The organism is Azospirillum baldaniorum (assembly GCF_003119195.2).
GTDB classification, from domain to species: Bacteria; Pseudomonadota; Alphaproteobacteria; order Azospirillales; family Azospirillaceae; genus Azospirillum; species Azospirillum baldaniorum.
Genome location: NZ_CP022253.1, coordinates 2164482 through 2185384, shown reverse-complemented (window position 1 = coordinate 2185384; position 20903 = coordinate 2164482). Strand labels below are relative to the sequence as shown.

Below are 20903 nucleotides of genomic sequence, written 5' to 3'. Positions count from 1 at the left end.
ATTTTGTATGAATTCGCAGCGGATGGACTCGGAACGCCCGACCGGTCTCATCCGGCGGGCGTCATTCTGGGGAATGAAGGGGAGTGTTCGCGGATGGCCGCTGCCGGCCTTGCCCGCTTCGATGCCGACGGGCGCCTGATCTGGGCCAACGCCGTGTTCCGGGCGTCGCTGGGCGGTCGTCCGGGGGATCGCCTCGACGCCCTTCTGGCGTCGCTTCCGTTGCGTGAGGACGCTGCCGCGGCGGCGGAGCGGTTGCGCGCCGGGGAGACGGTGGCGCTTGCGGTTCCGCCGGGTGAAGGACGCAGACTCCTGATTCCGGCGGAGGGCGAGGGCGGCGACTTGGTGCTGACCCTTGCCGGTGATGGCGGCGCCCTGCAGGAGGACACCGGCTTCTTCGGCCTGGAGGACCTTCTGGGCGACCGGGCCGGCGAGGCGGAGCGGGCGATCATGCAGGCCATTGCCGTTCCCCTGGTGGTGACCCGGCTGTCCGACGGCTTGGTGATGGCGGTCAACCAGCCCGCCGGCCGGCTGTTCGGGGTGCCGCCCGACGACGTGGTCGGGCGCAGCTTCGCCAAGGCCTACTACACCGAACCGGCGGAGCGGGAACGGCTCCTCGCCGCCCTGCGCGACGGGGCGGGCGGCGTGGATGGGTTCGAGACCCGGCTGTGCCGGCCCGACGGCAGCGATCTCTGGGCGATGGTCTCCGCCCGGCGGTTCCGGTTCCGGGGCGAGGACGCCATGCTCGCCTGCATCAGCGACATCTCCGCCCGCAAGCGCACCGAACAGGCGCTCGAAGCCCAGTGGGACCAGAGCCGGGCGGTCCTGAACGGGCTGGGCCAGGGGGTGATGGCCTTCGACCGGGGGCTTCGGCTGGTCGCCTGGAACGGGCGTGTCACGGAGTTGCTGGGGGTGGAGCCGGAATTCCTGAGCTATCACACGCCCTACGCCGCCATTGCCCGGCGGGTCGGGCAGGGGGTGGCCTTTGGGCCGGAGAGCGTGTGCCCCGACGCCCTGACCGGGTCCGGGACCGGCCCGTCCGCGGCCCTCGAGGTGCCGCTTCCCGCCCGCCCCGCCCCGGACGAGCGGTCCTGGGAGTGCACCCGTTCCGACGGTCACGTGCTGGAATGCCTGATCCGGCCTCTGCCCGACGGCGGATTCGTCGTCACCTACACCGACGTGACCGAGCGGCGGAACGCCGAGCGCGAGATCATCGCCAGCCGGGAGCTGTTCGAACTGGCGATCCGGGCGGCGCGCGAGGGGATCTGGCAATGGGACGTGCGCACGGGGGAGTTGTGGCTGTCGCCCTACTGGTGGGGAATGCTCGGCTACGGCGAGGATGAGATGGTCAACACCGCCGCCCGCTGGGCCGAGCTGATCCTGCCCGAGGATCGCGAGTTGTCGGCCCGGATGGCCCGCGACCTTATCAACGGCGCGATGGGCGAATGCCAGTTCATCCTGCGTTTCCGCCACAAGCGCGGCACCGTGGTTCATATGCTGAGCCGCGCCATCCGCGTTCTTGGTCCGGACGGCGAGCTGTTCCGCATCGTCGGTTCGCACACCGACGTGTCGGACCGCGTCCATGCGGAGGAGCGCGCCCACGCCGCGCGGGAGGAAGCCGAACGCGCGCTCCATGACCTGAAGGAGGCGCAGGCCCATCTGATCCAGTCCGAGAAGATGGCGGCGCTGGGGTCCCTGGTGGCGGGGTGGCGCATGAGATCAACACCCCCATCGGCATCGCCCTGACCGGCGCCTCGCTGATGGCGGAACGGACCCGGGTCATCCGGCGCGATTTCGAGGCGGGAACGCTGCGCCGGCCCGACTTCGCCGACTTCCTCGACATGGCGGGGGAGGCGGCGCACCTGATGCTGCTGAACATCGACCGCGCCGCCCAACTCATCCAGAGCTTCAAGCAGATCGCCGTCGATCAGGCGAGCGAGGAGCGCCGCGTCTTCGACCTTCGCGACTACATCGACGAGGTGCTGCGCAGCCTGGGCGTCCGCATCAAGCGGGCGGCCCACGGCGTGGAGGTGGATTGCCCGGCGGATCTGCTGATCGACGGCTACCCCGGCGCGCTCAGCCAAGTGCTGACCAACCTCGTGATGAACTCGATCATTCACGGCTACGCCCCGGGCCAGCACGGGACGCTGCGCGTGGCCGCGCGCGCGGTGGGGGGCGACGAGGTGGAACTGGTCTATGCCGACGACGGGCGCGGCATCCCGTCCGAACTCCATGGCAAGGTGTTCGAGCCCTTCTTCACCACCAGCCGCGGAACGGGCGGCAGCGGGCTGGGGCTGAACATCGTCTACAACATCGCCACCCGCCGGTTGAGGGGCCGCATCGCGCTCGACAGCGCGCCGGGCCGCGGCGCGGCCTTCACCCTGCGCTTTCCCCGCGTCGCGCCGGCAGAGCGTCCGCCGGCCTGACGGCTTTCCCCTTACTGCGCATCCACCCAGGCGATGCGCAGGATGTTGGTGTTGCCGGGGGTGCCGAAGGGCACGCCGGCGGTGATGACCAGCCGCTGCCCCTCCACCGCCAGCCCGTCCTCGTAGGCGCAGCGGGCGGCCTTCTGGACCATCTCGTTGAAGTCGGCCACGTCGGCGGAGTGCACGCTGTGCACCCCGTAGGCGAGCTGGAGCCGACGCGCCGTCTCCAGGCTTGAGGTCAGGCACATGATCGGCACCTCCGGCCGCTCGCGGGCGGCGCGCAGGGTGGTGGAGCCGCTGGTGGTGTAGGTGACGATGGCCGCGGCCTGGATTGTGTGGGCGACCTGCCGCGCCGCCGCGGTGACGGCGTCGGTGGAGGTCTGCTGGGGGTCGGGGTGCTGGGCGTCGGTGATGGTGCGGTAGAGCGGGTCCTGCTCTACCCGGCGGGCGATGCGGTCCATCATCGACACCGCCTCGATGGGGTAGGTGCCCGCCGCGGTCTCCGCCGACAGCATCACCGCGTCCGCCCCGTCATAGACCGCGGTCGCCACGTCCGACGCCTCGGCGCGGGTCGGCGCCGGGGCGCCGATCATCGACTCGAGCATCTGGGTGGCGACGATCACCGGCTTTCCGGCCTTGCGCGATTCGCGGATGATCCGCTTCTGGATGCTCGGCACGTCCTCCGCCGGCATCTCGACGCCCAGGTCGCCGCGAGCGACCATGACGCCGTCCGACAGCTCGACGATGCGTTCCAGGTGTTGGATGGCCTGCGGTTTTTCCATCTTCGACAGCAGGGCGGCCCGCCCGGCGACCAGCTTGCGCGCCTCGGCCACGTCCTCCGGCCGCTGCACGAAGGACAAGGCCACCCAGTCCACTCCCTGGTCGAGCGCGAAGGCCAGATCCTCGTGATCCTTCGGGGTCAGCGGCGTCAGCGGCAGGACGACGCCCGGAACGTTCACGCCCTTGCGGTCGGACAAGCGGCTGCCGGACAGCACGACGCAGTCGGCGTGGTCGGGGCTGCAGTCGACGACGCGCAGGCGGACCTTGCCGTCGTCCACCAGCAGCTCCGCCTCCGGCTCAAGCGCGGCGAAGATTTCCGGGTGGGGCAGGCCGACGCGGGTCGCGTCGCCCGGCTCGGTGGAGAGGTCGAGGCGGATGCGGTGCCCCGGTTCGACGGTGACCGGACCGTCGGCGAAGGTGCCCAGCCGCAGTTTCGGCCCCTGGAGGTCGGCCATCACCGCGATGGGGTGGTCGAGTTCCGCCTCCAGCGCGCGCAGCGTGGCGAGGCGCTTGCCGTGGTCCTCGTGCGTGCCGTGGCTGAAGTTCAGGCGGAAGACGTCCACGCCCGCCTCGAACAGCGCGCGGATCATCTCCGGCGTCGCGGTGGCCGGCCCCAGCGTGGCGACGATCTTGGTCAGGCGGAAGCGCCGGAAGGGGATGCCTTTGCGGGTCATGGGTCTGCCTTCTGATATGGGCCGTTCGGATTGTTCCGTTCGGGGCGGGCCGTTCATCTCAAGTTCTGCCGTCCGGCTTGTCAACCGCGGTCCGCCTCCCCACAATGGTCGGGCACCGGGAAAAGCACGGTAACGCCGCAGAACGGCCTTGACAGATTTCCGGCTTTTTCTATAGTCGCACCCTCCCGCGGCCCAACCGGCCCGGCGGGAGACATTGTGCGTCCCGTATCCGTGTTTTGCCGTCCGGCCTTCGGGCCCCGGCGTCCGGATCGGGGATCAATCGGTGTGTAGGCGGCCCATGAGGGCTGCCGTTGAGATATCGAGGAGAGCAGGCGTGGCGCGTATCGCTGGCGTCAACATCCCCGCGCAGAAGCGCGTGGAGATTGCGTTGACCTACATTCATGGCATCGGCCCCTTCAAGGCCAAGGAAATCTGCACGAAGCTGGAGATCCCGGCGGAGCGCCGTGTGAACCAGCTCACGGACGACGAGATCCTCAAGATCCGCGAGACCATCGACGCCGACTACCGCGTCGAAGGCGACCTGCGCCGTTCGGTCGCCATGAACATCAAGCGTCTGATGGACATGGCCTGCTACCGTGGCCTGCGTCACCGCAAGGGCCTGCCGGTCCGCGGCCAGCGCACCCACACGAACGCCCGCACCCGCAAGGGTCCGGCCAAGCCGATCGCCGGCAAGAAGAAGTAAGAGGACGCACGGACCATGGCCAAGCCCTCAGCCGCTTCGCAGCGTCTTCGTCGTCGCGAGCGCAAGAACATCACCGCCGGCGTCGCTCACGTGAACGCCTCCTTCAACAACACGATGATCACCATCACCGACGCGCAGGGCAACACCATCGCCTGGTCGTCGTCGGGCACGATGGGCTTCAAGGGTTCGCGCAAGTCGACCCCCTACGCCGCCCAGGTCGCCGCCGAGGACGCGGGCCGCAAGGCCCAGGAACACGGCATGAAGACCCTCGAGGTCGAGGTGAAGGGTCCGGGTTCGGGGCGTGAGTCGGCGCTGCGCGCTCTGCAGTCGATCGGCTTCCAGATCACCTCGATCCGCGACGTCACGCCGATCCCGCACAACGGCGTCCGTCCGCCGAAGAAGCGTCGCGTCTAAGAAGCATCGCTACTCCGCACCCGCGGGGACCCGCCGTTCCGGGACAGGCGCCGCAGCCATCGCGGCGCCATCGGATGGGAACGGCCGGTCTCCGCGGACGTGTGTCCACCCCGATGGCATGAGGTAATACCGTGGCTCTTCAGAAGAACTGGCAGGAACTGATCAAGCCGAACAAGCTGGACATCCAGCCCGGTGACGACGCCGACCGCACGGCGACCGTCGTGGCCGAGCCGCTGGAGCGTGGCTTCGGTCTGACGCTCGGCAACGCGCTGCGTCGCGTGCTGCTCTCCTCGCTGCAGGGTGCGGCCGTCACGGCGATCCACATCGATGGCGTGCTGCACGAGTTCTCGTCGATCCCCGGCGTGCGCGAGGACGTGACCGACATCGTCCTCAACATCAAGTCGATGGGTCTGCGTATGGGCGGTGACGGCCCGAAGCGCATGCGCCTGCGCGCCGAAGGCCCCGGCGAGGTGAAGGCCGGCATGATCGAGACCGGCGCGGACATCCAGGTGATGGACCCGGATCTCGTGATCTGCACGCTGGACAACGGCGCCCGCCTGAACATGGAACTGACGGTCGAGACCGGCAAGGGCTATGTCCCGGCCAGCCAGAACCGTCCGGAGGACGCCCCGATCGGCCTGATCCCGGTCGACGCGCTGTTCTCGCCGGTCCGCAAGATCTCCTACAAGGTCGACAACGCCCGCGTCGGGCAGGTCACCGACTATGACCGCCTGTCGATGGTCGTCGAGACCAACGGCGCCGTGAAGCCGGACGACGCGGTGGCTTTGGCCGCCCGCATCCTCCAGGACCAGCTGCAGCTGTTCATCAACTTCGAGGAGCCGACCCACGCGGTCGCCGAGGAGAAGCACGAGGAGGTTCCGTTCAACAAGAACCTGCTCCGCAAGGTGGACGAGCTGGAACTGTCGGTCCGTTCGGCCAACTGCCTCAAGAACGACAACATCGTCTACATCGGCGATCTGGTGCAGAAGACCGAGGCGGAGATGCTCCGCACGCCGAACTTCGGCCGCAAGTCGCTGAACGAGATCAAGGAAGTGCTGGCCCAGATGGGTCTGCACCTCGGTATGGAAATCCCGAACTGGCCGCCCGAGAACATCGAAGAGCTGGCCAAGCGTCTGGAAGAGCCGTACTAAGTCTCGCACACCTTATTGCCCCCTCCCTGACCCTCCCCGGCTTCGCAGGGGAGGGGATGATCTCCCTCCCTTGCCGAAGGCGGGGGAGGGCCGGGGAGGGGGCAAGTGTTCCCAGGGCCATCAACCGGCCCGCCCCGCGCCGTACCAGCCGAAAACTGGGCGGTCGGGTTCACCACCGGCTCCCCGAGGGGGGCCACGCCATGAAGGAGGACCGTCATGCGTCACGGCGTTTCCGGACGTAAGTTCAGCAAGACCACCAGCCACCGCAAGGCCATGTTCTCGAACATGGCGAATGCGCTGATCAAGCACGAGCAGATCAAGACGACCCTGCCGAAGGCTAAGGATCTGCGCCCGATCGTCGAGCGTCTGATCACGCTCGGCAAGAAGGGTGGCCTCGCCAACCGCCGTCTCGCCTTCGCGCAGCTGCGCGACGACGCGATGGTGACCAAGCTGTTCACCGTCCTGGCCGACCGTTACAAGGACCGCCAGGGTGGCTACAGCCGCGTCCTGAAGGCCGGCTTCCGCTACGGCGATGCCGCCGCCATGGGCGTGATCGAGCTGGTCGACCGTGACGTCGCCGCCAAGGGCCAGGATTCGGGCCCGGTGGAGATCAAGGAAGAGGTCGAGGCCGAGGGCTGAGCCCACGGTTGAGCTTTCGTGAAATCTTGTCGTCGCCGTTGCCCCCGGGCCGCGGACGACGATATAGGTGACCGACCGGCCCTCCCTTCGGGTTCATCCCCGGAGGGAGGGTTTCCGGTTTTCGGGTTCCGTCACTTCGGGAGGGCGCCGCGCGCGCGGTATGCTGAAACCTCTCTACAACCGGATTCTCAAGCTCTCCGCCCGCAAGGACGCCGTCTGGTGGATGTCCGCCGTCTCCTTCGCGGAAAGCTCCTTCTTCCCTCTGCCGCCCGACGTCATGCTGGTGCCGATGTGTCTGGCGGAGCCTAAGAAGCTCTGGCGCTACACCAACATCTGCGCACTGGCCTCGCTGATCGGCGGGCTGTTCGGCTACGCGGTCGGGTTCTACCTGTTCGAGAGCATCGGACGGCTGATCATCGACCTCTACAACGCGCAAGAGTCGTTCCAGCGCTTCCAGGACATGTTCGCCGAATTCGGCCCCTGGTTCCTGATCCTCAAGGGCATCACGCCCATACCCTACAAATTGCTGACGATCACCGCGGGGTTCGCACATCTCGACCTGACGGTGTTCATCCTGTGCTCGATCGTTGCGCGATTCTCGCGATTCTACATGATCGCGATCCTGCTGCACTTCTACGGGCCGCAGGTGCGCGACATCATCGAGAAGCGGCTGATGCTGGTGACGACCGTTCTGCTGGTCATCATCATCGGCGGATTGCTCAGCTTCAAATTCGTGTGAGCGGCGCGGGGCTCGGCCCCGCGCGTCACCCGCATCCACCAAGAATCAATCCGGCATCCCGCGGTCCTGGCGGTTGCGCTCCGACGGGGGCAGGGCGTTGCGCTCGCGGCGGTCGCGCATGACCATCACGCCGATGGCCAGCGCCATGCCGATGCCGGCCAGCAGGGGCAGCACGACCTCGCCGGCGCTGACGGTGGGCATGGCGAGCATGCGCACGACGAGCAGCAGCAGGCCGCCGATCAGCAGCGCCACGAAGACGGTGGTCGATGTCCGGCGGCGCGGCGACGGGCCGGGATTGTTGGGACTCATTTGAGGCATTCCCTTATCGCTTGCGTTCCCGGCATAGTGGGCGCCGAGCCCGCGGCATGGTCCAATGCGGGGGACCATCCGCCAACGTCCGGGGTCACGCAAGAACAATGGGAGTCAAAGCCGAGATGTTCCGTCCGAAACTCATTCTGGGGCCGGTGCTGGCCCTCGCCCTGGTTGCGCTCGCCGCCTGCGCGGACGCGCCGGGGCGTTCGTCCGGCGCCGCCGTGGGCGGTGCTCCGGCGGCCTCCACCGCGGCCCCCACAACGGCTCCCGCCGGGTCGCCGGCCGCCTCGCGCCCGGCCCGCGGGGTCGAAGACCCGTCGCTCCGCCTGGACGGCGGTGTCGGCAGCGACGATTCCTGCCGCGCCCAGTGCGAGCGCAGCAACAACTCCTGCATGGACTCGGTGGCCGCGCGCGCGCAGAGCGGGCTTGACCGTCCGGACCGCGGCGGCATCTTCTCGCCGACCGACAACTGCCAGCATTCGCTGCGCATGTGTTACCAGCGCTGCGGCGCGCCCACCAACCAGTGACCGGTCCGGTGCGATCGGTGGATCAGCGATGAGCAAACGCGGCGACTCCGGAGCCACCGGCGGCCTGTTCGAGGCGGGCGCCCCCCGCCCGCTGGCCGACCGGCTGCGCCCGCGCAGCCTGGGCGAGGTGGTCGGGCAGGAGCATCTGCTGAAGCCCGACGGCCCGCTGGGCCGCATGGTCGCCGCGCGCCGGCTGGCCTCCATGATCCTGTGGGGGCCGCCCGGCTGCGGCAAGACAACCATCGCGCGGCTGCTGGCCCTGTCCACCGACCTGCATTTCGAGCCGCTGTCGGCGGTGTTCTCCGGCGTGGCCGACCTGCGCAAGGTGTTCGACGCCGCCCGGGCGCGGCGCGCGGCCGGGCAGGGCACGCTGCTGTTCATCGACGAGATCCACCGATTCAACCGCTCCCAGCAGGACGGTTTCCTGCCCTATGTGGAGGACGGCACCGTCACGCTGGTCGGCGCCACCACCGAAAATCCGTCCTTCGAGCTGAACGCGGCGCTTCTGTCCCGCGCCCAGGTCTTCGTGCTGAACCGGCTGGACGACGCCGCGCTGGAAAAGCTGCTGTCGCGGGCCGAGGCGGAGATGGGCCGCCCGCTGCCGCTGACGCCGGACGCGCGGGCGGCGCTGAAGGCGATGGCCGACGGCGACGGGCGCTTCTGCCTGAACCTCTGCGAGGAGCTGTTCGCCCTGCCGGTGCCGGAGGACGGCGCGCTTCTCGACAACAACGCGCTCGCCACCGCCATCCAGCGCCGCGCCCCGCTCTACGACAAGGCGCAGGAGGGGCACTACAACCTCATCAGCGCGCTGCACAAGTCGCTGCGCGGGTCGGACACCGACGCGGCGCTCTACTGGTACGCCCGCATGCTGGAGGGTGGCGAGGACCCGCGCTACATCGCCCGCCGGCTGACGCGCTTCGCGGTGGAGGATATCGGCATGGCCGACCCCAACGCGCTCGCCCAGGCCACCGCCGCCTGGGAGGCCTACGAGCGGCTGGGCAGCCCGGAGGGGGAACTGGCCATCGCCCAGCTGGTCATCTATCTGGGGACGGCGCCGAAGTCGAACGCCGGCTACACCGCCTACAAGAGCGCGGTGCGCGCCGCCAAGGAAACCGGCAGCCTGATGCCGCCCAAGCACATCCTGAACGCCCCGACCAAGCTGATGAAGCAGATCGGTTACGGCAAGGGTTACGAGTACGACCACGACACGGCGGACGGCTTTTCCGGCCAGAACTACTTCCCGGAGGGCATGGCTCGGCGCGCCTTCTACCAGCCGGTGGAGCGTGGATTCGAGCGCGAGATCAAGAAGCGCCAGGACTACTGGGGGCGCCTGCGCGAGCGCAAGGCCGCGGACGGGGACGAGTAGCCGCGTTTCACGGCTTCGGGTAGGCGGTTCCCAGAATCCAGGCCGGCGCCTCCGGCGGACCGGAAACCTCGAACACATAGGTCACGGTTTCACTGGTGAAGGGCCGCGCGCGAACGCAGCGCCCCGCGCCGTCGGTCTCTTCGCACAGCATCGAGGGGACCTGAACGCCCAGCGTCTTGCCGTACTGGGTGCTGCCGATCTCGTCGCCACACAGCAGTTGTCCCGGATGACTGGTCAAGGCCTGCCATGCCACGTCCCAGGCCCGGCGGTCGGCGAACATCGGCGTGCCGACGCTCTGCCCGGCCTTGGGCGGTGGCACCGCGCCCAGAATGTGTCGCGCGAGACGCCCGCCCTCCGCCATGTTGCGTTCGGGATCGGCGGAAAGCCGGACGCTTTGGATTTCCAGGCAGGGAGCGCTCCATGCCGGGGCGATGGACAAGAGCAAACCGGCGATGAGCAGTCCGGCAATCCTGAGGGTGGGCATGGGGATACTCCGGTGCAATGATCCTGCGCTGACTGTCGGACGTTCCGCTTTCAGCATCGTGAAATTGGATTGGGGCGATCAGGAATGACGACGGGGGCCGCGCTGCCGGACTTGGGGCGCTTCATCGCCATCGACTGGTCGGGCGCCGCGGGCAAGCGCTACGCCGGCATCGCCGTGGCCGAATGCGGTGCGGAGGGGCCGCCCCGGGTCGTCGCTCCCACGGAGCGGCAATGGTCGCGCACCGCCGTGTTCGACTGGCTGCTGGACGGGCTGGAGCGCGGGCCGGCGTTGGTCGGGATCGACTGCGCCTTCTCGCTGCCCTTCGATGTGGCCGGGCGCTACTTCCCCGACCCCGACTTGGCGACGGCGTTCGACCTCTGGGACCTGGTGGAGGCGGTGGCCGGGGCGGAACCGGATTTCGCCGGGGGCGGCTTCGCGGCGCACCCGGGCTACGGCGCCGATTTCTGGCGCGCCGGGACGCAGCCGGACTGGTACCGCGATCCGCACCGGCGGACCGAGCGGGTGTGCCGCGCCGACGGCTACGGCAGCCCGCAGAGCCCTTACAAGCTGATCGGCGCCAAGCAGGTGGGGAAGGGCGGTCTGGCCGGAATGCGCATGCTGCGGGCGCTGAAGCGGGCGGCGCCGGACCGGGTGGCGGTCTGGCCCTTCGACGCGCCGGGTCCGGGCCGCACCGTCATCTGCGAGATCTACCCGCGCCTGTTCCTCATCCGCGCTGGCTTCGGGCTGCGCAAGATCCGCGACGGGGCGGCGACCGATGCCGCGCTGGCCGTCCTCGGCGCGCCGCCCGCCGGCTTGTCCGGAGTGGTGACCGACCATGACGCGGACGCCCTGGTCTCGGCGGCGGGGCTGCGCTGGCTGGCCGAGCGGCAGGCGGTGTGGAGTCCGCCGGCCATGGACGCGCGGGTGCGGCGGCAGGAGGGCTGGATCTTCGGCGTGGGCGACCGGAATCCAGAGGATGCTGCGCCCGGCACGTGACAAGCCGCCGCAATTCTGGCTCTAATCCGCGCGGGATGCCCGTCGTCCCATCCGTTCCGGAGGTTCCGTGATCGCATCACCGTCCACGCTCGCCGCGGTTGCCGTCGGTGGAGCCGTCGGGTCCATGGCGCGCTATCTTCTGATGACGGCGGTCGGCCATTGGCTGGGCACGCAGTTTCCCTACGGGACGCTGATCGTGAACGCCGTGGGCTGCTTCACCATGGGCGCGCTGGCGGAGCTGGCCGCGCTGGTGTGGTCGCCCTCGCCGGAGCTGCGGGCGCTGCTGATGGTCGGGGTGCTGGGGGGATTTACCACTTTCTCCTCCTTCACGCTCGACGTCGGGCTGCTGGTGGAGCGGAACGCCCTGCCGGCGGCGGCGGGTTACATCCTGGCCTCGATGGTGCTGACCATCGCGGGTTTCTTTGCCGGCCTCGCGGTCGTGCGTTCTCTTGTTTCGGTGCCCGTTTGATGAGTGAGAACAAGTCCCCCAGCGTGGAAACCCGGACCGTGACGTCCGACGAGGCCGACGTTCGCCTCGACCGCTGGTTCAAGCGCCATTTCCCCGACGTGGGGCACGGCTATCTGCAGAAGCTGCTGCGCACCGGCCAGATCCGCGTGGACGGCAAGCGGGCGGAAACCTCGACCCGGCTCGCCGCCGGCCAGTCCATCCGCATTCCGCCGCTGGCCGACTGGGCCAAGCCGGAGGGCGCCGCCGCGGCACCCGCGCCGAAGAAGCCGGCCATGTCGGACAAGGACATCGCGGCGCTCCAGGCGCTGGTTCTCTTCAAGGACGGCGACGTCATCGCGCTGAACAAGCCGGCGGGCCTCGCCGTGCAGGGCGGCACCAACACCACCAAGCATCTCGACGCCATGCTGGACGCCCTGCGCTTCGACGCGAAGGAGCGGCCGAAGCTGGTGCACCGGCTGGACAAGGACACCTCGGGCGTCCTGCTGCTGGCGCGCAACACCTTCGCGGCGTCCAAGCTGACGGAGCAGTTCCGCGGCCGCGACGTGCGCAAGATCTACTGGGCCGCCACGGTCGGCGTGCCGAAGCCCTACCAGGGCAAGATCGACCTCGCGCTGGCCAAGGAAGGCGGGCCGCAGGGCGAGCGGGTGGCTGGCGACGAGGACGACGGCAAGCGCGCCGTCACCTACTACACGGTGCTGGAAAACCTGGGCAAGCAGGCGGCTTTCGTCGCCATGTGGCCGCGCACGGGCCGCACCCACCAGCTCCGCGTCCACATGAACGCCATCGGCACGCCGATCCTGGGCGACGGCAAGTACGCCGGGCAGGGGGCCCATCTTCCGGGCGCAGAGATCCAGAAGAAGCTGCATCTGCACGCCCGCCGGCTGATCCTGCCGCACCCGCGCGGCGGCAACCGGATGATCGACGTGACGGCGCCGCTGCCCGACCACATGCTGACGACCTGGAAGTATCTGGGCTTCAGCGCCAGCCTGAAGGGCGACCCGTTCGAGGGGGTCGAGTAAGGCGGGGGGCTCACCCCGCCTCGCGGCCCTCCAGGAACACCGTGAGCTGCTCCGCCGCCTGTCCGACATGCTCGGTGACGAGCCGGCAGGCCGTGTCCGCATCGCCCACCCGGCAGGCCGCCAGCAGCGCGCGGTGCTCGTCCTGCGACCGCGGTAGATAGCCCAGCGCCGCGAACTGGAAGCGCAGGTAACGGTCGGCGGCCAGCAGATGCTGCTCCGTCAGCGCCAGCAGACGGGGCCGCCCGGCCCGCGCGTAGAGCGTCATGTGGAAGCGCCGGTTCAGCTCCCCCATGCGACCCGGATCGGCCTCCCCATCCATCTCCGCGATCAACTCTTCCGCCTGATCGAGGTCCGCCGCCGTCAGGCCGGGCAGCGACAGGCGCAGCGCCATCGGTTCCAGCGCCATGCGGATCGCCCCGATGTCGGCGCCGTCCGCCGCCGAGATTTCCGCGACGACCGCCCCGCGGTGCGGGTGGAACTCGGCCAGCGCCCGCGCCTCCAACTGGCGCAGCGCCTCGCGCACCGGCATGCGGCTGACCCCGAAGGTTTCCGCCAGCTCCTCCTGCCGCAAGGGCGTGCCCGGCGCGATGACCCCGGTCAGGATCGCCTCGCGCAGCGTCGCCTCCACGAACTCCGTGGTGGTGCGGTGGCGCGGCCGCGCACGCGCCACGAGGCGCGACAGCCCGTCGTTGACCGCCATGCGTGATCTCCCCTTGCCAGGATATTGGATCCAATCTATCACCTTCCCCATCGTCCTGCACCCCCGATGGAGGGTCCCAAGCCATGTCCTCTTCCGACACCGTCCCGGCGACGGACCTTTCGACGGGGCTTTCCCTGCGCGCGGTCGGCGCCGGCCTGCTGGCGGCCCTGGTCGGCTATGCCAGCTCGGTGGCGGTGGTGATCCATGGCCTGACCGCCGTGGGTGCCAGCACGGAGCAGGTGGTGTCGGGCCTCGTCCTGCTGGGCTTCGCCATGGGGCTGACGGCGATGGGGCTCAGCCTGCACCGGCGCAAGCCGATCAGCATCGCCTGGACGACGCCGGGCATGGCGCTGCTCGCCGCCACCGGCGCGGTGGAGGGCGGGTTCCCCGCCGCGGTGGGGGCCTTCATAGCGACCGGAGTCCTGATCATCCTGGCCGGGCTGTGGTCGCCGCTCGGCCGCTGGATCGCGGCGATTCCCAAGCCGCTGGCCAACGGCATGCTGGCGGGCATCCTGCTGAAGCTGTGCCTGGCCCCCTTCCTGGCGGTGTCGCAGGCGCCGGGAATGGCGCTGCTGGTGCTGGCGACCTGGGCGGTGGTGGGGCGGGTGGCGCGTCTCTACGCCGTGCCCGCCGCGGTGGCGGTGGCGCTGGGGGCGATGGCGCTGGACTCTTCCGGCGGTTTGGCCGGCGGGGCGGTGTTGTCCGGTGCGCTGTGGCCGGGCGTGACCTTCGTCCAGCCGGTGTTCACCTGGGAAGCGATGGTCGGCATCGCCCTGCCGTTGTTCGTCGTCACCATGGCGTCGCAGAACATTCCCGGCCTCGCCGTCCTGGCGACCTACAACTACGCGCCGCCGACCCGCCCGATCTTCCTGGCGACGGGGGCGGCCTCCGCCCTGACGGCGCTGGGCGGCGCGCCCACCATCAACCTCGCGGCGATCACCGCGGCGCTCTGCGCCAGCCCGGACGCCGACCCCAACCCGGCGCGGCGCTGGCAGGCCGCCTTCGTCGGCGGCATCGGCTACATCCTGTTCGCCGGGCTGGCCGGGGTGACGGCGGTGATGGTCACCCGCTCCCCGCCGATCCTGATCGAGGCGGTGGCCGGGCTGGCCCTGGTCGGCGCCTTCGGTGCCGCCCTGATGGGCGCCGTGCAGGTGGAGGCGAACCGGACAGCCGCGCTGGTCACCATGCTGGTCACCGCCTCCGGCCTGTCCGTCGCCGGGGTGGGCTCGGCCTTCTGGGGCCTGCTGCTGGGCGGGGCGGTCCATTTGCTCCATTGGCGCCCTTCGGTGTCGCAGCCGGCAAAGTGAGTTGCGCTTTCCCAATGCGAGCCGCATAAGTCCGGTACGACCCGCGTCCCGGAGGCGATGCCCGTGAGCAGCTCAGAGAATGCCCGTCCCCTGCGGCTGGCCCTGTTCGATTGCGACGGCACGCTGGTGGACAGCCAGTTCGCCATCATCGACGCCATGACCACCGCCTGGGCCGCCCACGGGCTGGGCGAGCCGGACCCGCTGGAGGTGCGCCGCATGGTCGGGCTGCCGCTGGTGCAGGCGGTGTCGCAACTGCTGCCGAACCTGGACACCGACCGCCATGTGGCCGTCGCGGAAAGCTACAAGGACGCCTTCGCGGCGCTGCGCCACCGCGGCGACCTGCACGAGCCGCTGTTTCCCGGCCTGCGCGACACGCTGGACGCGCTTGAGGCGGCGGGCGTTCTGCTCGGCGTGGCGACCGGCAAGTCGCGCCGTGGGCTGGACGCCGTGCTGGCCCATCACGGGCTGGCGCACCGTTTCGTCACACTCCAGACCAGCGACATCGGCCCCGGCAAGCCGCACCCCGACATGGTCTACCGCGCCCTGGCCGACACCGGGGTGGAGGCGGCGCGGACGGTTGTGATCGGCGACACCACCTACGACATTCAGATGGCCCGCAACGCGCGGGTCGCGTCGGTCGGCGTCTCCTGGGGCTATCACGCGGTGGCCGAGCTGGAGGGCGCCGGGGCCGACCGCATCGTCCACCGCGGGCGCGAGGTGGCCGGCGCCGTGCTGGACCTGTTGCACCGTTAAGAGAGCATTCGAAGGACCCTGATGAAGCGCTTCTACAAGACCGCCTCCGTCGACGAGGCCGCCGGCGGCGGCTTCGAGGTGCGCCTGGACAACCGCCCGATCCGCAGCCCGGCCAAGGCGCCGCTGGTCTTCGCGAGCTGGCCGCTGGCCCAGGCCGTCGCCGCCGAATGGGACGCGCAGCCCGAGGACATCGCCCCGGACAGCATGCCGCTGATGCAGCTCGCCAGCACGGCGGTGGACCTGATCGGCAAGGGTCGGGCCGCCATCGTCGACGGCGTGGCCGCCTATGCGGAGACGGACCTCCTCTGCTACCGCGCGGAGCATCCCCGGAACCTGGTGGAGCGGCAGGCGCAGCGCTGGCAGCCGCTGCTCGATTGGGCGACGCTGCGCTACGACGCGCCGCTGCACGTCAACGCCGGGCTGATGCCCAAGCCGCAGCCGCCCGAGGCGCTGCGCGCCCTGCGCAACGCGGTGGAGGCCTACGACGACTGGACGCTGTCGGCGCTCCAGACCGCGACCGGTTCCTGCGGCTCGCTGATCGTCGCGCTGGCGCTGGTCGAGGGACGGATCGACGCCGAGGAGGCATTCGAGGTGTCGCAGCTCGACGAGACCTTCCAGATCGAAGCTTGGGGCGAGGACCCGGAAGCGACCAAGCGCCGCGCCGCCCTGCGCGTGGACATCGCCGCCTGCCGCCGCTTCGTCGATCTGCTGCGGGCCTGATCATCGATCGGGTGGGGACGGAATAAAGCGCCGCGACGGGCGTCCTGTGTGTGAGGGCCGGGTCCAATCACCCGCCCCGTCACGACAGGGAGGTTCCGTCCATGCACCGCTTCACCCGTTTCACCGCCGCCGCGGCGACCGCGCTGGCGCTCGGCCTCGTGGCGCCGTCCGCCTTCGCACAGGGCGCCATGCCCGCCAAGACCGGCCAGTCGGCCGGCGGCCCCGTGCTGACCGACAGCAAGGGCATGACGCTCTACGTCTTCGACCGCGATTCGGGCGGCAAATCCGCCTGCAACGGGCAGTGCGCCACCAACTGGCCGCCGCTGATGGCTCCGGCGGGCGCCAAGGCGATGGGCGATTATTCCGTCGTCACCCGCGACGATGGCTCCATGCAGTGGGCCTACAAGGGCAAACCGCTCTACGGCTGGGCGAAGGACGGCAAGCCGGGCGACACCACCGGTGACGGCGTCAACAACGTCTGGCACGTCGCGCGTCCGTAAGCACGACTCCGAACAGGGAAAAGCCCCCGCGGCGCTTGGCCGCGGGGGCTTTTCATGACCGGACCGGCGATTACTGGCCGGTGCCCGACGGGGCGGCCGGCGGGGTGCCGGTGGCGCCGCCCGGGGCGGTCATGGTGCCGGAGGTGCCGGTGGAGGAGCGGCTCGCCGCGCCGTTCACCGTGTCGCCGGCCTTGTCCTTGTTGCGGTTCAGCGAGGTGGTGGTGTCGGAGTACTCGAACTCCGGCATCTCCTTCACCTGATCGCGGGTCATGCCCGAGAGCTGGACGCGCTCCTGCTGGGCGTCCCAGTTGGCGTTGCCGATGTCCACGGCGATCTGCTTCTCGCCGATGCCGAGGAAGCCGCCCGAGGAGATCACGATCTGGCGGGCCTGGCCGTTGCTGTCGAGAATGATGTCCTCGACCTCGCCGACCTTCTCGTTGTCGGAGCCGTAGACGTTCTTGCCCATCATGTTCTCGGCGCTGGCGAGCGTGCCGCCGGTCAGGCCCGAGGCACTGCCGGTCGTGGCGCTGCCGGTCGCGGCGCTGCCCGGGGCGCTGCCGCTTTTGTTCATCTCGGTCGCGGTCGGGGCGCCGGTGGTGGGGCTGCCGGTGGTCGGCGACGTGGTCTGCGCCATCGCCGTGCCGGTCATCAGCGCCAGGACGGACGCAGCCGCGATGATTTCCCTACGCATAACTCACTCCTCTCCGTGTTTCGGCGTGTCGTCGAGTGCCTTGGTTTGTCTCGGTAAGGCAGTTCGACAACAGGGCCTCGGCGGGAATGGTCACGCGGAAAATCGAAAAAATCTTTCGGCTAGTCCGTGCAAGTTTCGGGAATAAAAGTGACGAAGAACTCAAAAGCTTGCCCAGACTGGCTTTGCCGGCGTGACTGTGGCCTCTCCGGCTGTCAAGACCAATCCGTCTTGCCCCGCACGGGTGAGGTCTTCCAGCCGCAACAAAGCCAGGGCGGAGGAGCCGGAACCGCTGCGGATCTCGCCGACCTCCTTGCCCTCCAGCGTCACCGGCGTGCCGGGGGCAGGCAGCGGGCCGTCCAGCGTCACTGGGAACAGCTTCTTCTTGATCAGGGCGCGGTACTTGGTGCGGGCGGTCAACTCCTGCCCCATGTAGCAGCCCTTGTCCCAGGAGATGGCGTTGAGGTCGTCCAGATCGTTCTCCAGAGGCAGCGCCTTGTCAGGGGTGAGGTCGCGGCTGCCCTCCGGGACGCCGAGCGAAAGGCGCAGCCGGTCGTAGTCCTCCGCACCGCGCGGAACGAAGCCCGCCGCTTCCAGCGCCGCCGCGGCGCCCTCGCGCGGCAGGAAGGCACGGGCGCCCAGCGCCGGCAGGCGCGGGTCGGTGAAGGCGACGCCGCCCGCGAAGGGGATTGCGGCCCCGGCCTCCTCCGGCAAACCCAGCCGCGCAAGCGCGTCGCCGCCGAACAGGACGACGGCCAGCATGGCGTCGGCCCGATCCTCCAGCGTGATCTTGGAGCGCAGCTTGTACATTTTCAGGCGGCGCAGGAATTCCTCGCGCCGCTCCGTCTCGGGGTCGAGCAGAAGGGCGCCGTCCGATTCGGCGATGCGGAAGTCGTGCAGGAATTTGCCCTGCGGGGTCAGGAACAAGGCGTAGACAGCGCGGTCCGCGGCGACGCGGCGCACGTCGTTGGACACCAGCCCTTGCAGGAAGGCCGCCCGGTCCTCGCCCGCGACCGCGATGACGCCCCGATCCTCCAGGATCGCGTAGCCCGCCTGTTCCGCCGTCATGCCCTTGCTCCGATTGTCCCGTTCAAGTCCCCGATAGTTGGGCGAAGGGGGCAGGGGAGGCAAGGGTGGCGAGGTCTGTGCCCTTGCATGGCGCGTCCGCCTTTTCCGCGGACGCGCCACGGTGCAAGCCGTGGTCGATGGACCGTCAGACGGTCCTTCAGGCGGGCCGTCAGGCCGCCGGAGGTTCGATCCGCAAGACCTGCACCGACTTGGTGCGGCCGTCGAGCGTGCCGTAGGCGATGGACTGCCCCTCGGACAAGCCGAGCAGGGCGGCGCCCACCGGTGTCAGGATCGAGATGCCGTCCTGGCGCCGGGCCGCTTCGTCCGGTGTGATGAGTGTGGCGGTGTGCCGCGTGCCCCGGTCGTCCGCGAAGGTGACCCGGCTGCCGAGCCGGACGAAGGGCGTGCCGCCGCCGTCGGAGGAATCCGCGACATCGGCGCGGTCGACCTCGCGCTGGAGGAAGTCGATGACGCCGGCGGGCTGGCTGAGATGGGCGAGAAGGACGTCGAGACGCCCAAGGTCATGGGGGGTGATTCGGATCGGCGGCGGATCGCCGAGCATCGACTTGCGGTTCATTCCAAAAGCTCCATAAGCAAAGGCCGCCGGAAATGGCGGCCCTTTCCATAGCTGATGACGACGGCGGCCTCTTGTCAACCGTGCGGCGGCATGGCATCTGTCCGTGTGCGAAGCAACTGCTGATTTGTTGGGTCATCTGCCGCTTTGTTGGGCTGCCCGGGCAGCGGAAACGGGGCGAATGACCGCAGGCTGGGCAACCGCTTCCCCTGTTGACGGCGAACAGCCTTGACGGGCAAGACTCTCCGAAAGTGGCATGGCTTTGGCAATGCCCTGCCGACTTCACCCCTACCCGGTCCGTCTCCTTGGATTCCCCATCCGTGTCATCCCCACCGCACCGGCTCGAACTGCGCGGCATCACCAAGCGCTTTCCGGGCTGTCTGGCGAACGATCAGGTCGATCTCGTCCTCCGGCCGGGGGAGATCCACGCGCTGCTGGGCGAGAACGGCGCGGGCAAATCGACGCTGGTGAAGATCATCTACGGCGTGCTGCACGCCGACGCCGGCCGGATCCAATGGAACGGGCATGACACGCACATTCCCGACCCGGCGGGCGCCCGCCGGCTGGGCATCGGCATGGTGTTCCAGCATTTCTCCCTGTTCGACACGCTGACGGTCGCCGAGAACATTTCGCTCGGCCTCGACCAGCCCGGCCCGATAGACGCGCTGTCGGCGCGCATCGCCGAGGTGTCGGAGCGCTACGGCCTGTCGCTGGACCCGCGCCGCCACGTCCACAACCTGTCGGTCGGCGAGCGGCAGCGGGTGGAGATCGTGCGCTGCCTGCTCCAAGACCCCAAGCTGCTGATCATGGACGAGCCGACCTCGGTCCTGACGCCGCAGGAGGCGACCCGCCTGTTCGAGACGCTGCGCCGTCTGGCGGCGGAGGGCTGCACGATCCTCTACATCAGCCACAAGCTGGAGGAGATCCGCGCGCTCTGCGACACCGCCACGGTGCTGCGCGGCGGGCGCGTCGTTGGGAGTTGCGACCCGCGCAGGGAAACCGCGCGCAGCCTCGCCGAGATGATGATCGGCACCGAGCTGTCGACCCCGGAACGGCTGCCGCAGGGCGAGGCCGGGGCGGCGAAGCTGCAGGTGCGGCACCTCTCCACGACCTCCGACAACCCCTTCGCCACCAACCTGAAGGACGTGTCCTTCGAGGTGCGGGCCGGCGAGATCCTGGGCATCGCCGGCGTGGCCGGCAACGGCCAGGCGGAGCTGATGGCCGCGCTGAGCGGTGAGGCTCTGGTGCCGGACCCGGCATCGGTCGCCATCGAGGGACGGCCCGCCGGCCATCTCGGCCCGCGCGAGCGGCGCCTGCTCGGTCTCGCCTTCGTGCCGGAGGAGCGGCTGGGCCGCGGCGCCGTGCCGGAGCTGAGCCTGTCGGAGAACGCGCTGCTCTCCGGCTACGCCCGCGAGCCGCTGGTGCGCAGCGGGCTGGTCCATTTCGGGCGCGCACGCTCCTACGCCGAGCGGATCATCGGCGCCTTCAACGTGGTCACCCACGGCCACCGGGCGGAGGCGCGGTCGCTGTCGGGCGGCAACCTCCAGAAATTCATCATCGGCCGCGAGATCCTGCAGAAGCCGCGCCTGCTGGTGGTCGGCCAGCCGACCTGGGGCGTGGACGCGGGTGCCGCGGCGGCGATCCACCGGGCGTTGATCGACCTTGCGCGGGCGGGCGCCGCCGTTCTGGTGATCAGCCAGGACCTGGACGAGCTGTTCGTGCTGAGCGACCGCATCGCCGTGCTGTTCCACGGCCATTTGTCGGAGAGCCGCCCCACCCACCACACCAGCGTGGAGGAGATCGGCCTGCTGATGGGCGGCCTGTTCAACCACCCGCCCGACGAGGATGAGGTGGACCGTGCGGTGTGAACGCGACTTGCCCCCTCTCCCGTCCCGGG

The 20903-nt window shown here is 69.6% G+C and carries 24 protein-coding genes; 17 read left to right on the top strand and 7 right to left on the bottom strand.

Translation table 11 applies throughout. The annotated features are described in order from the left end of the window. Nucleotides 1-93: 93 nt before the first annotated feature. Entirely contained in the window at nt 94-1743 is a 1650-nt protein-coding gene (locus tag Sp245p_RS35675; RefSeq protein WP_246119757.1) for a PAS domain S-box protein, read from the top strand. Further along, a complete protein-coding gene (locus Sp245p_RS35670) occupies nt 1704-2423 on the top strand; it encodes a sensor histidine kinase (RefSeq protein WP_246119756.1) in 720 nt (239 codons plus the stop codon). Before Sp245p_RS35675 ends, Sp245p_RS35670 begins: the two co-directional genes overlap by 40 nt. A gap of 11 nt (nt 2424-2434) precedes the next feature. Here the strand turns inward: Sp245p_RS35670 and pyk are convergent, their stop codons facing one another. After that, nucleotides 2435-3877: a pyruvate kinase gene (gene pyk, locus Sp245p_RS10380; RefSeq protein WP_014240053.1), complete on the bottom strand. Its 1443-nt coding sequence runs from the start codon at nt 3875-3877 to the stop codon at nt 2435-2437. Nucleotides 3878-4211: 334 nt separating this feature from the next. On the opposite strand from pyk, the gene rpsM reads away from it, so the two are divergent. From rpsM to Sp245p_RS10355, 5 genes are all read left to right on the top strand, one after another. After that, the gene (gene rpsM / locus Sp245p_RS10375; protein WP_014240054.1) at nt 4212-4580 is read left to right on the top strand and encodes a 30S ribosomal protein S13; all 369 of its coding nucleotides are present in this window, start codon (nt 4212-4214) and stop codon (nt 4578-4580) included. A 15-nt stretch (nt 4581-4595) separates the two neighbouring features. Continuing rightward, the gene (gene rpsK / locus Sp245p_RS10370; RefSeq protein ID WP_012974490.1) at nt 4596-4994 is read left to right on the top strand and encodes a 30S ribosomal protein S11; all 399 of its coding nucleotides are present in this window, start codon (nt 4596-4598) and stop codon (nt 4992-4994) included. Nucleotides 4995-5125: 131 nt separating this feature from the next. Continuing rightward, entirely contained in the window at nt 5126-6145 is a 1020-nt protein-coding gene (locus Sp245p_RS10365; protein ID WP_014240055.1) for a DNA-directed RNA polymerase subunit alpha, read from the top strand. Between the two features lie 216 nt (nt 6146-6361). Next, the gene (gene rplQ / locus Sp245p_RS10360) at nt 6362-6784 is read left to right on the top strand and encodes a 50S ribosomal protein L17 (protein ID WP_014240056.1); all 423 of its coding nucleotides are present in this window, start codon (nt 6362-6364) and stop codon (nt 6782-6784) included. A 160-nt stretch (nt 6785-6944) separates the two neighbouring features. After that, on the top strand, nt 6945-7523 hold the full coding sequence (locus Sp245p_RS10355; RefSeq protein ID WP_014240057.1) for a YqaA family protein: 579 nt from the start codon (nt 6945-6947) through the stop codon (nt 7521-7523). 45 nt (nt 7524-7568) lie between these two features. Here Sp245p_RS10355 and Sp245p_RS10350 read toward each other — a convergent pair whose 3' ends face one another. Further along, a complete protein-coding gene (locus tag Sp245p_RS10350) occupies nt 7569-7832 on the bottom strand; it encodes a hypothetical protein (protein ID WP_014240058.1) in 264 nt (87 codons plus the stop codon). Nucleotides 7833-7957: 125 nt separating this feature from the next. Between Sp245p_RS10350 and Sp245p_RS10345 the strand changes: the two genes are divergently transcribed. Both Sp245p_RS10345 and Sp245p_RS10340 read left to right on the top strand, forming a co-directional pair. Continuing rightward, a complete protein-coding gene (locus Sp245p_RS10345) occupies nt 7958-8362 on the top strand; it encodes a hypothetical protein (RefSeq protein ID WP_041810998.1) in 405 nt (134 codons plus the stop codon). A 28-nt stretch (nt 8363-8390) separates the two neighbouring features. Continuing rightward, entirely contained in the window at nt 8391-9728 is a 1338-nt protein-coding gene (locus Sp245p_RS10340) for a replication-associated recombination protein A (protein ID WP_014240060.1), read from the top strand. A 7-nt stretch (nt 9729-9735) separates the two neighbouring features. Here the strand turns inward: Sp245p_RS10340 and Sp245p_RS10335 are convergent, their stop codons facing one another. Further along, the gene (locus Sp245p_RS10335; RefSeq protein ID WP_014240061.1) at nt 9736-10212 is read right to left on the bottom strand and encodes a hypothetical protein; all 477 of its coding nucleotides are present in this window, start codon (nt 10210-10212) and stop codon (nt 9736-9738) included. Nucleotides 10213-10296: 84 nt separating this feature from the next. Here Sp245p_RS10335 and Sp245p_RS10330 point away from each other — a divergent pair, with 84 nt between their 5' ends. The 3 genes from Sp245p_RS10330 (at nt 10297) to Sp245p_RS10320 (ending at nt 12696) form a co-directional block, all read left to right on the top strand. Further along, a complete protein-coding gene (locus tag Sp245p_RS10330; protein ID WP_014240062.1) occupies nt 10297-11208 on the top strand; it encodes a hypothetical protein in 912 nt (303 codons plus the stop codon). Nucleotides 11209-11275: 67 nt separating this feature from the next. Further along, on the top strand, nt 11276-11677 hold the full coding sequence (gene crcB / locus Sp245p_RS10325) for a fluoride efflux transporter CrcB (RefSeq protein WP_014240063.1): 402 nt from the start codon (nt 11276-11278) through the stop codon (nt 11675-11677). Then, on the top strand, nt 11677-12696 hold the full coding sequence (locus tag Sp245p_RS10320; RefSeq protein WP_014240064.1) for an RluA family pseudouridine synthase: 1020 nt from the start codon (nt 11677-11679) through the stop codon (nt 12694-12696). The genes crcB and Sp245p_RS10320 overlap by 1 nt, the downstream gene beginning before the upstream one ends. A 10-nt stretch (nt 12697-12706) precedes the next feature. Here Sp245p_RS10320 and Sp245p_RS10315 read toward each other — a convergent pair whose 3' ends face one another. Next, the gene (locus Sp245p_RS10315; protein WP_014240065.1) at nt 12707-13396 is read right to left on the bottom strand and encodes a GntR family transcriptional regulator; all 690 of its coding nucleotides are present in this window, start codon (nt 13394-13396) and stop codon (nt 12707-12709) included. Nucleotides 13397-13479: 83 nt separating this feature from the next. Here Sp245p_RS10315 and Sp245p_RS10310 point away from each other — a divergent pair, with 83 nt between their 5' ends. The 4 genes from Sp245p_RS10310 (at nt 13480) to Sp245p_RS10295 (ending at nt 16676) form a co-directional block, all read left to right on the top strand. Further along, nucleotides 13480-14703 (top strand): benzoate/H(+) symporter BenE family transporter, encoded by a 1224-nt coding sequence (locus Sp245p_RS10310; RefSeq protein WP_109138486.1) that lies wholly within the window; start codon nt 13480-13482, stop codon nt 14701-14703. A 63-nt stretch (nt 14704-14766) separates the two neighbouring features. Next, the gene (locus tag Sp245p_RS10305; RefSeq protein WP_014240067.1) at nt 14767-15456 is read left to right on the top strand and encodes an HAD-IA family hydrolase; all 690 of its coding nucleotides are present in this window, start codon (nt 14767-14769) and stop codon (nt 15454-15456) included. A gap of 21 nt (nt 15457-15477) precedes the next feature. Beyond that, nucleotides 15478-16176, top strand: a complete 699-nt coding sequence (locus Sp245p_RS10300; protein WP_014240068.1) for an ATP12 family chaperone protein — start codon at nt 15478-15480, stop codon at nt 16174-16176. 101 nt (nt 16177-16277) lie between these two features. Next, a complete protein-coding gene (locus Sp245p_RS10295; protein ID WP_014240069.1) occupies nt 16278-16676 on the top strand; it encodes a COG4315 family predicted lipoprotein in 399 nt (132 codons plus the stop codon). Nucleotides 16677-16746: 70 nt separating this feature from the next. Here Sp245p_RS10295 and Sp245p_RS10290 read toward each other — a convergent pair whose 3' ends face one another. The 3 genes from Sp245p_RS10290 to Sp245p_RS10280 all read right to left on the bottom strand — a co-directional run bounded on the left by Sp245p_RS10290 (nt 16747) and on the right by Sp245p_RS10280 (nt 19009). Continuing rightward, nucleotides 16747-17367, bottom strand: coding sequence for a PRC-barrel domain-containing protein (locus tag Sp245p_RS10290; RefSeq protein ID WP_014240070.1), 621 nt, complete (start codon nt 17365-17367; stop codon nt 16747-16749). A 159-nt stretch (nt 17368-17526) separates the two neighbouring features. Then, nucleotides 17527-18432 (bottom strand): CAF17-like 4Fe-4S cluster assembly/insertion protein YgfZ, encoded by a 906-nt coding sequence (ygfZ, locus tag Sp245p_RS10285; RefSeq protein WP_014240072.1) that lies wholly within the window; start codon nt 18430-18432, stop codon nt 17527-17529. Nucleotides 18433-18601: 169 nt separating this feature from the next. Further along, nucleotides 18602-19009, bottom strand: a complete 408-nt coding sequence (locus tag Sp245p_RS10280; protein ID WP_014240074.1) for a GreA/GreB family elongation factor — start codon at nt 19007-19009, stop codon at nt 18602-18604. 317 nt (nt 19010-19326) lie between these two features. On the opposite strand from Sp245p_RS10280, the gene Sp245p_RS10275 reads away from it, so the two are divergent. Beyond that, nucleotides 19327-20874 (top strand): ABC transporter ATP-binding protein, encoded by a 1548-nt coding sequence (locus Sp245p_RS10275; protein ID WP_014240075.1) that lies wholly within the window; start codon nt 19327-19329, stop codon nt 20872-20874. Nucleotides 20875-20903 lie beyond the last annotated feature (29 nt).

Coding starts and splice junctions, on each gene's coding strand:
- Sp245p_RS35675 (WP_246119757.1), top strand. CDS start 94: ATGGCCGCTGCCGGCCTTGCCCGCTTCGATGCCGACGGGCGCCTGATC.
- pyk (WP_014240053.1), bottom strand. CDS start 3,877: ATGACCCGCAAAGGCATCCCCTTCCGGCGCTTCCGCCTGACCAAGATC.
- rpsK (WP_012974490.1), top strand. CDS start 4,596: ATGGCCAAGCCCTCAGCCGCTTCGCAGCGTCTTCGTCGTCGCGAGCGC.
- rplQ (WP_014240056.1), top strand. CDS start 6,362: ATGCGTCACGGCGTTTCCGGACGTAAGTTCAGCAAGACCACCAGCCAC.
- Sp245p_RS10355 (WP_014240057.1), top strand. CDS start 6,945: ATGCTGAAACCTCTCTACAACCGGATTCTCAAGCTCTCCGCCCGCAAG.
- Sp245p_RS10350 (WP_014240058.1), bottom strand. CDS start 7,832: ATGAGTCCCAACAATCCCGGCCCGTCGCCGCGCCGCCGGACATCGACC.
- Sp245p_RS10345 (WP_041810998.1), top strand. CDS start 7,958: ATGTTCCGTCCGAAACTCATTCTGGGGCCGGTGCTGGCCCTCGCCCTG.
- Sp245p_RS10340 (WP_014240060.1), top strand. CDS start 8,391: ATGAGCAAACGCGGCGACTCCGGAGCCACCGGCGGCCTGTTCGAGGCG.
- Sp245p_RS10335 (WP_014240061.1), bottom strand. CDS start 10,212: ATGCCCACCCTCAGGATTGCCGGACTGCTCATCGCCGGTTTGCTCTTG.
- Sp245p_RS10330 (WP_014240062.1), top strand. CDS start 10,297: ATGACGACGGGGGCCGCGCTGCCGGACTTGGGGCGCTTCATCGCCATC.
- Sp245p_RS10320 (WP_014240064.1), top strand. CDS start 11,677: ATGAGTGAGAACAAGTCCCCCAGCGTGGAAACCCGGACCGTGACGTCC.
- Sp245p_RS10315 (WP_014240065.1), bottom strand. CDS start 13,396: ATGGCGGTCAACGACGGGCTGTCGCGCCTCGTGGCGCGTGCGCGGCCG.
- Sp245p_RS10310 (WP_109138486.1), top strand. CDS start 13,480: ATGTCCTCTTCCGACACCGTCCCGGCGACGGACCTTTCGACGGGGCTT.
- Sp245p_RS10300 (WP_014240068.1), top strand. CDS start 15,478: ATGAAGCGCTTCTACAAGACCGCCTCCGTCGACGAGGCCGCCGGCGGC.
- Sp245p_RS10295 (WP_014240069.1), top strand. CDS start 16,278: ATGCACCGCTTCACCCGTTTCACCGCCGCCGCGGCGACCGCGCTGGCG.
- Sp245p_RS10290 (WP_014240070.1), bottom strand. CDS start 17,367: ATGCGTAGGGAAATCATCGCGGCTGCGTCCGTCCTGGCGCTGATGACC.
- ygfZ (WP_014240072.1), bottom strand. CDS start 18,432: ATGACGGCGGAACAGGCGGGCTACGCGATCCTGGAGGATCGGGGCGTC.
- Sp245p_RS10280 (WP_014240074.1), bottom strand. CDS start 19,009: ATGAACCGCAAGTCGATGCTCGGCGATCCGCCGCCGATCCGAATCACC.